This is a genomic window from Vibrio jasicida CAIM 1864 = LMG 25398 (assembly GCF_000400365.1).
Lineage (GTDB): Bacteria > Pseudomonadota > Gammaproteobacteria > Enterobacterales > Vibrionaceae > Vibrio > Vibrio jasicida.
In genome coordinates this window covers 67728-74184 of sequence record NZ_BAOG01000035.1, presented here as the reverse complement: position 1 = coordinate 74184, position 6457 = coordinate 67728, and the positions used below count along the sequence as shown (strand labels likewise).

4 protein-coding genes are annotated in these 6457 nt (G+C 46.8%); all 4 read right to left on the bottom strand.

Annotation, left to right across the window (positions count from 1 at the left end):
• Positions 1 to 128: 128 nt before the first annotated feature.
• The 4 genes from sucD to sucA all read right to left on the bottom strand — a co-directional run bounded on the left by sucD (position 129) and on the right by sucA (position 6434).
• Positions 129 to 1001, bottom strand: coding sequence for a succinate--CoA ligase subunit alpha (gene sucD, locus VJL_RS09965; RefSeq protein WP_038877586.1), 873 nt, complete (start codon positions 999 to 1001; stop codon positions 129 to 131).
• Positions 1001 to 2167 (bottom strand): ADP-forming succinate--CoA ligase subunit beta, encoded by a 1167-nt coding sequence (gene sucC / locus VJL_RS09960; RefSeq protein WP_038877583.1) that lies wholly within the window; start codon positions 2165 to 2167, stop codon positions 1001 to 1003. Before sucC ends, sucD begins: the two co-directional genes overlap by 1 nt.
• A gap of 204 nt (positions 2168 to 2371) precedes the next feature.
• Positions 2372 to 3580, bottom strand: coding sequence for a 2-oxoglutarate dehydrogenase complex dihydrolipoyllysine-residue succinyltransferase (gene odhB / locus VJL_RS09955; protein WP_038865677.1), 1209 nt, complete (start codon positions 3578 to 3580; stop codon positions 2372 to 2374).
• Between the two features lie 28 nt (positions 3581 to 3608).
• The gene (sucA, locus tag VJL_RS09950) at positions 3609 to 6434 is read right to left on the bottom strand and encodes a 2-oxoglutarate dehydrogenase E1 component (protein ID WP_038877581.1); all 2826 of its coding nucleotides are present in this window, start codon (positions 6432 to 6434) and stop codon (positions 3609 to 3611) included.
• Positions 6435 to 6457: the final 23 nt, after the last annotated feature.

Here is a 6457-nt window from a genome sequence, read left to right as displayed (position 1 = left end):
AGCTAAAAGGCCTGACTCCGATAGAGTATCGAACTCAGGCCTTGAAAGCCGCTTAACAGAAATGTCCAACTTTACGGGGTCACTTCAAAATCGCAGGCTTTTTAATGCTTTTGTATTGGTTTGGCTTCTTACCAACCAGTCACTTCACGTAGACCTTTGCCAATCTCTGCTAGAGATTTAACAGTCTTTACGCCTGCCGCTTCTAGAGCTGCGAATTTGTCTTCGGCAGTACCTTTACCACCAGAGATGATCGCACCTGCGTGCCCCATACGTTTACCAGGAGGAGCAGTAACACCTGCAATATAAGAAACCACTGGCTTAGTTACGTTCTCTTTGATGAACGCCGCAGCTTCTTCTTCCGCAGTACCACCGATTTCACCAATCATTACGATTGCTTCAGTTTCCGGGTCTTCTTGGAACAGTTTTAGGATATCAATAAAGTTTGAACCTGGGATTGGGTCACCACCGATACCAACACATGTAGACTGACCGAAGCCTTCATCTGTTGTTTGTTTAACTGCTTCGTAAGTAAGAGTACCGCTGCGAGATACGATACCTACTTTACCTTTCTTGTGGATGTGACCAGGCATGATACCAATCTTACACTCGTCTGGAGTGATAAGACCTGGACAGTTAGGACCGATCATGCGAACGCCAGTTTCTTCTAGCTTCACTTTAACGTCGATCATATCTGTTGTTGGGATACCTTCAGTGATCGTTACGATCAGCTCGATACCTGCGTCAATCGCTTCTAGGATTGCATCTTTACAGAAAGGTGCTGGCACGTAGATAACGGTTGCTGTCGCGCCAGTTACTTCTACAGCTTCACGTACTGTGTTGAATACTGGAAGACCAAGGTGAGTTTGACCACCTTTACCAGGAGATACACCACCAACCATTTGCGTACCGTATGCGATAGCTTGCTCTGAGTGGAATGTACCTTGACCGCCAGTGAAACCCTGACAGATTACTTTAGTGTCTTTGTTAATTAATACAGACATTATTTAGCCTCCGCAGCAGCAACAACTTTCTGAGCAGCATCTGTTAGAGATTCAGCTGCAATGATATCAACGTCAGAATTCGCAAGTACTTCGCGACCTAGGTCTGCGTTTGTACCTTCTAGACGAACAACTACAGGAACTGTTACGCCTACTTCTTTAACCGCACCGATAATACCTTCAGCGATCATGTCACAACGAACGATACCACCGAAGATGTTTACTAGTACTGCACTAACATTGTCATCAGAAAGGATGATCTTGAATGCTTCAGCTACACGCTCTTTTGTCGCGCCGCCACCTACATCAAGGAAGTTTGCTGGCTTGCCGCCATGTAGGTTTACGATATCCATCGTACCCATTGCAAGGCCTGCACCGTTAACCATACAGCCAACGTTGCCATCAAGAGCTACGTAGTTCAGTTCCCACTGAGCTGCGTGTGCTTCACGCTCGTCTTCTTGTGAAGGATCGTGCATTTCACGAAGCTTTGGCTGACGGTACATTGCGTTTGAGTCAATGTTGATTTTGCCGTCAAGGCAAAGAAGGTTACCTTCACCTGTAATGACAAGCGGGTTGATTTCTAGTAGCGCTAGGTCGTACTGAGAGAACATCGCGCCAAGACCCATAAAGATCTTAACGAATTGTTTGATTTGATCGCCTTCAAGGCCAAGTTTGAACGCTAGCTCGCGACCTTGGTAAGCTTGAGGGCCTACAAGTGGATCGATTGCCGCTTTATGGATTAGCTCCGGCGTTTCTTCCGCAACTTTTTCGATTTCTACACCACCTTCAGTCGAAGCCATGAAAACGATCTTACGAGTTGCGCGGTCTACAACCGCACCAAGGTAAAGTTCGTTCGCAATGTTAGATGCTTCTTCTACAAGGATTTTAGTAACAGGCTGACCATTTGCGTCTGTTTGGTAAGTAACCAAGTTCTTACCTAGCCATTTTTGTGCGAATTCTTTTACGCCGTCTTTTGTATCGTGTAGTTCTACGCCGCCCGCTTTACCGCGACCACCAGCGTGAACCTGACATTTAACGACTTTCTTTTCAGTAGTGATGCGACCCGCCGCTTCGAAAGCTTCTTGTGGCGTATCACATGCGTAGCCTTCTGGTACAGGCAAACCGAATTCTGCAAACAGCTGTTTGGCTTGGTATTCATGCAAATTCATTTTGATATTCCGTTTGTTTATCCCTTAGGGGATTTATTATTTCCATAACGCCGCTTCATGCGGTACGTCTGTAGGGTCTTCTCAAATCAACTGCTTATAATTTTATATCGGGGGCAGTTCAAATGAAGGCCAGACGCTGAGCCAGTCTAGCCTTGGATGCTGTAGACGTCGAGCCATCAAGGATAACTCGACGTTTTAGCGATATTAAACGTCTAATAACAGACGCGCTGGATCTTCTAGTAGCTCTTTAATGGTTACCAGGAAGCCAACTGACTCACGGCCATCAATCAAACGGTGGTCGTAAGATAGTGCTAGGTACATCATCGGCAAGATTTCTACTTTGCCATCAACCGCCATTGGACGCTCTTGGATTTTGTGCATACCCAAGATTGCCGATTGTGGTGGGTTAATGATTGGCGTAGACATCAATGAACCAAATACACCGCCATTAGTGATAGTGAAGTTACCGCCCATCAGTTCATCAACGGTTAGCTTGCCGTCACGGCCTTTGATTGCTAACTCTTTGATGCCTTTTTCGATGTCAGCAAAACCTAGTGTGTCACAGTCTTTTAGTACTGGCGTCACTAGACCACGTGGCGTAGATACTGCCATGCTGATGTCGAAGTAGTTGTGGTAAACGATATCATCACCATCGATAGATGCGTTCACTTCTGGGTAACGTTTTAGTGCTTCTGTTACTGCTTTCACGTAGAAAGACATGAAACCAAGACGAGTACCGTGGCGTTCTTCGAACTGGTCTTTGTATTGCTTACGAAGGTCCATGATTGGCTTCATGTTCACTTCGTTAAACGTGGTTAGCATTGCCGTGTTGTTCTTCGCTTCTAGAAGACGGTTTGCCACTGTCTTACGCAGACGCGTCATTGGAACACGTTTTTGGCTGCGAGCCGCTGCAGGCGCTTCAACGGCTGCCGGAGCTTCCGCTTTTGGTGCCGCTTTTGCATTTGCAAGGTGCGCTTCAATGTCTTCTCGAGTAATACGACCGCCAACACCAGAGCCTTTCACTTGGCTAGCTTCAAGGCCGTGTTCAGCAAGAAGACGACGAACCGCTGGGCTTAGCGCATCGTTGCTCTCTTCTGTCAGCGTTGCTTTGTGACGCTTATCAGGAGACGCTTCTTTGTCTTCTGTTGAGTCTGTTGTCGGCTCACCCGCTACCGCGCCTGGCTTAAGCTTTGCAAGCAGTTGTTTAGAAAGTACCGTCGCACCTTCTACTTCAATAATGGCTTCTAAAACGCCAGCTTCCGGAGCTGGAACTTCAAGCACAACTTTATCGGTTTCGATATCAACCAGAACTTCATCACGCTCTACCGCGTCGCCTGGTTGTTTGTGCCATGTCGCTACGGTTGCGTCAGCAACTGATTCAGGTAAATCTGGAACCAGAATTTCAATTGTCATATCTGTTTCTTCCTTTAACTTCTAGTTCTTAATTCGAAGTTTTTGAGTTCACGTTCAGAGCGTCTTCAACCAACGCTTTTTGTTGTTTCAAGTGCACCGACATGTAGCCTACTGCTGGCGAAGCAGAAGCTGGGCGACCTGCGTATTTAAGATCTGCACCTGCTGGAATTGCAGCACGGAAGTTATGTTGACTGCAGTACCAAGCACCTTGGTTTTGAGGCTCTTCCTGACACCAAACAAAATCTTCAACATTCGTGTATTGTTCGATGGCAGCTTGTACTTCATCCAGAGGGAATGGGTACAATTGCTCAACACGTACAATAGCAACATCATCTTGTTCGTTGTTGCGACGTTGTTCTAGAAGGTCGAAGTAAACCTTACCTGAACAGAACACAACACGTTTCACTTTGCTCGGTTCCAGATTATCAATCTCAGGAATCGCTGGTTGGAATGTGCCATCAGACAATTCTTCCAACGTTGAAGTACAAAGTGGATGACGCAGTAGCGACTTAGGTGACATAACAATCAGTGGGCGACGCATAGGGCGCACCACTTGGCGACGAATCATGTGATAAACCTGTGCTGGCGTAGATGGCACTACAACCTGCATATTCTGTTCAGCACATAATTGTAGATAACGCTCAAGACGCGCAGATGAGTGCTCAGGACCTTGACCTTCGTAACCGTGAGGTAGCAACATCGTTAGACCACATAGGCGTGCCCATTTTTGTTCACCTGATGAGATGAACTGGTCAATCACGACTTGTGCGCCGTTTGCAAAGTCACCGAATTGAGCTTCCCAAATAGTCAAACCACTTGGTTCTGCTGTTGCATAACCGTACTCAAACGCCAATACCGCTTCTTCTGACAACACAGAGTCAAACACTTGGAATGGACCTTGTTTGTCATGAATATTTGCTAGCGGAATGTATGTACTTGCATCATTTTGGTTATGCAAAACAGAGTGACGGTGGAAGAACGTACCACGGCCAGAATCCTGACCCGAGATACGAATACGCTTGCCGTCATCAACGATCGTAGCGTATGCCAGAGTCTCAGCCATGCCCCAGTCAATTGCTTTTTCACCACTGATCATTGCAGAACGATCGTTATAAAGCTTGTTTACGCGGCTTTGCAGTTTATGACTATCAGGGTATTGAATTAGGCGCTGACCAAGCTCTTTAAGGCGAGTCTCATCAAATTTGTTGTCCCAATCCACATCCCAGTCGTGACCAAGGTATGGAGACCAGTCAACCGAATGCAACGCCATTGGACGCCATTCTTTCACCACAACTTCGCCTTTATCTAGCGCGTCGCGGTATTCATTGACCAATTGCGTCGCGACTTCAATGTCTGATTCGTTTTTATCGATCAGTACATCTGCATAAAGCTTACGAGGCGTTGGGTGCTTCTTGATTTTTTGGTACATCAATGGCTGAGTTGCGTTTGGCTCATCGGCTTCGTTGTGACCATGACGACGGTAACAAACCAAGTCAATGACAACATCACGTTTGAACTCATTACGGTAATCCAGTGCAATACGGGTAACGAATGCTACCGCTTCTGGATCATCAGCATTAACGTGGAAAATCGGAGCCTGTACCATCTTAGCGATATCTGTACAGTACATGGTAGAGCGTGTATCGCGAGGGTTTGATGTTGTAAAACCAACTTGGTTGTTTACAACAATACGCACCGTACCACCAACACAGAAGCCACGAGCAAGAGACATGTTGAACGTCTCGGCAACCACACCCTGTCCTGCGATCGCAGAGTCGCCATGAATAGTAATAGGAAGTACGCGACTGCCCTCAAAATCACCTAAGCGATCTTGACGAGCTCGTACAGAGCCAATAACTACTGGATTTACAATCTCAAGGTGAGATGGGTTAAAGGCTAACGCAAGGTGAACATCACCACCTGGCGTCGCAAAGTCAGCAGAGAAACCTTGGTGGTACTTAACATCGCCAGTACCCCATGTATCATCGTGCTTGCCCGCAAACTCATCGAACAAATCTTGTGGCTTCTTACCTAGAACGTTAACCAACATGTTTAAACGTCCGCGGTGAGCCATACCGATCACAACTTCACGCATACCGCTTGTACCAGCATGTCGAATCAGTTCTTTCGTCATCGGAATCAGTGCATCGCCACCTTCTAGCGAGAAGCGTTTCGCCCCTGGGAATTTTGCGCCCAAGTAACGCTCTAGACCTTCAGCAGCCGTTAGCTCCTCAAGAAATGTACGCTTTTCGTCTTTATCGAAAGATGGCTGACCAACGACAGACTCTAAACGCTGTTGAATCCAACGTTTTTGTTCTGTGTCTGTCATGTGCATGTATTCTGCACCAATCGAACCACAGTAGGTTTTCTTAAGTGCTGAGTAGATATCTTTTAACTGCATGGTTTCTTGGCCGACGGCGAAAGAACCTACGTTAAAAGTTTCTGCGAAGTCATCTTCGGTGAGATTGTGGAATGCAGGGTCTAGCTCCGCCACAGGTGGACGTTGCCATAGACCTAGAGGATCGAGCTCTGCAGCTTCATGACCGCGGAAACGGTATGCGTTGATAAGCTGGAGAACTTTTACTTGCTTAGCGTCGACATCTGGATCACTAACTTGGACACTGTAATGCTTTGTTTCTTGAGCGAGTCGTCGGAAGTAGTCGCGGACACGCGAGTGTGGCTGATCAGCCACTTCTTCTGAGTTCTTTGGCAACTCATCGAATACACGTTTCCACTCCTCACTTACCAGATCGGGGTCACTTAGATACAGTTCGTAGAGGTCTTCTACATACGTTGCATTGGCGCCAGCCAAGTGTGAAGACTCGAGCCATGCCTTCATCACGCCGTTGTGCATATTTTCCCTTAACCAGTAGTTTT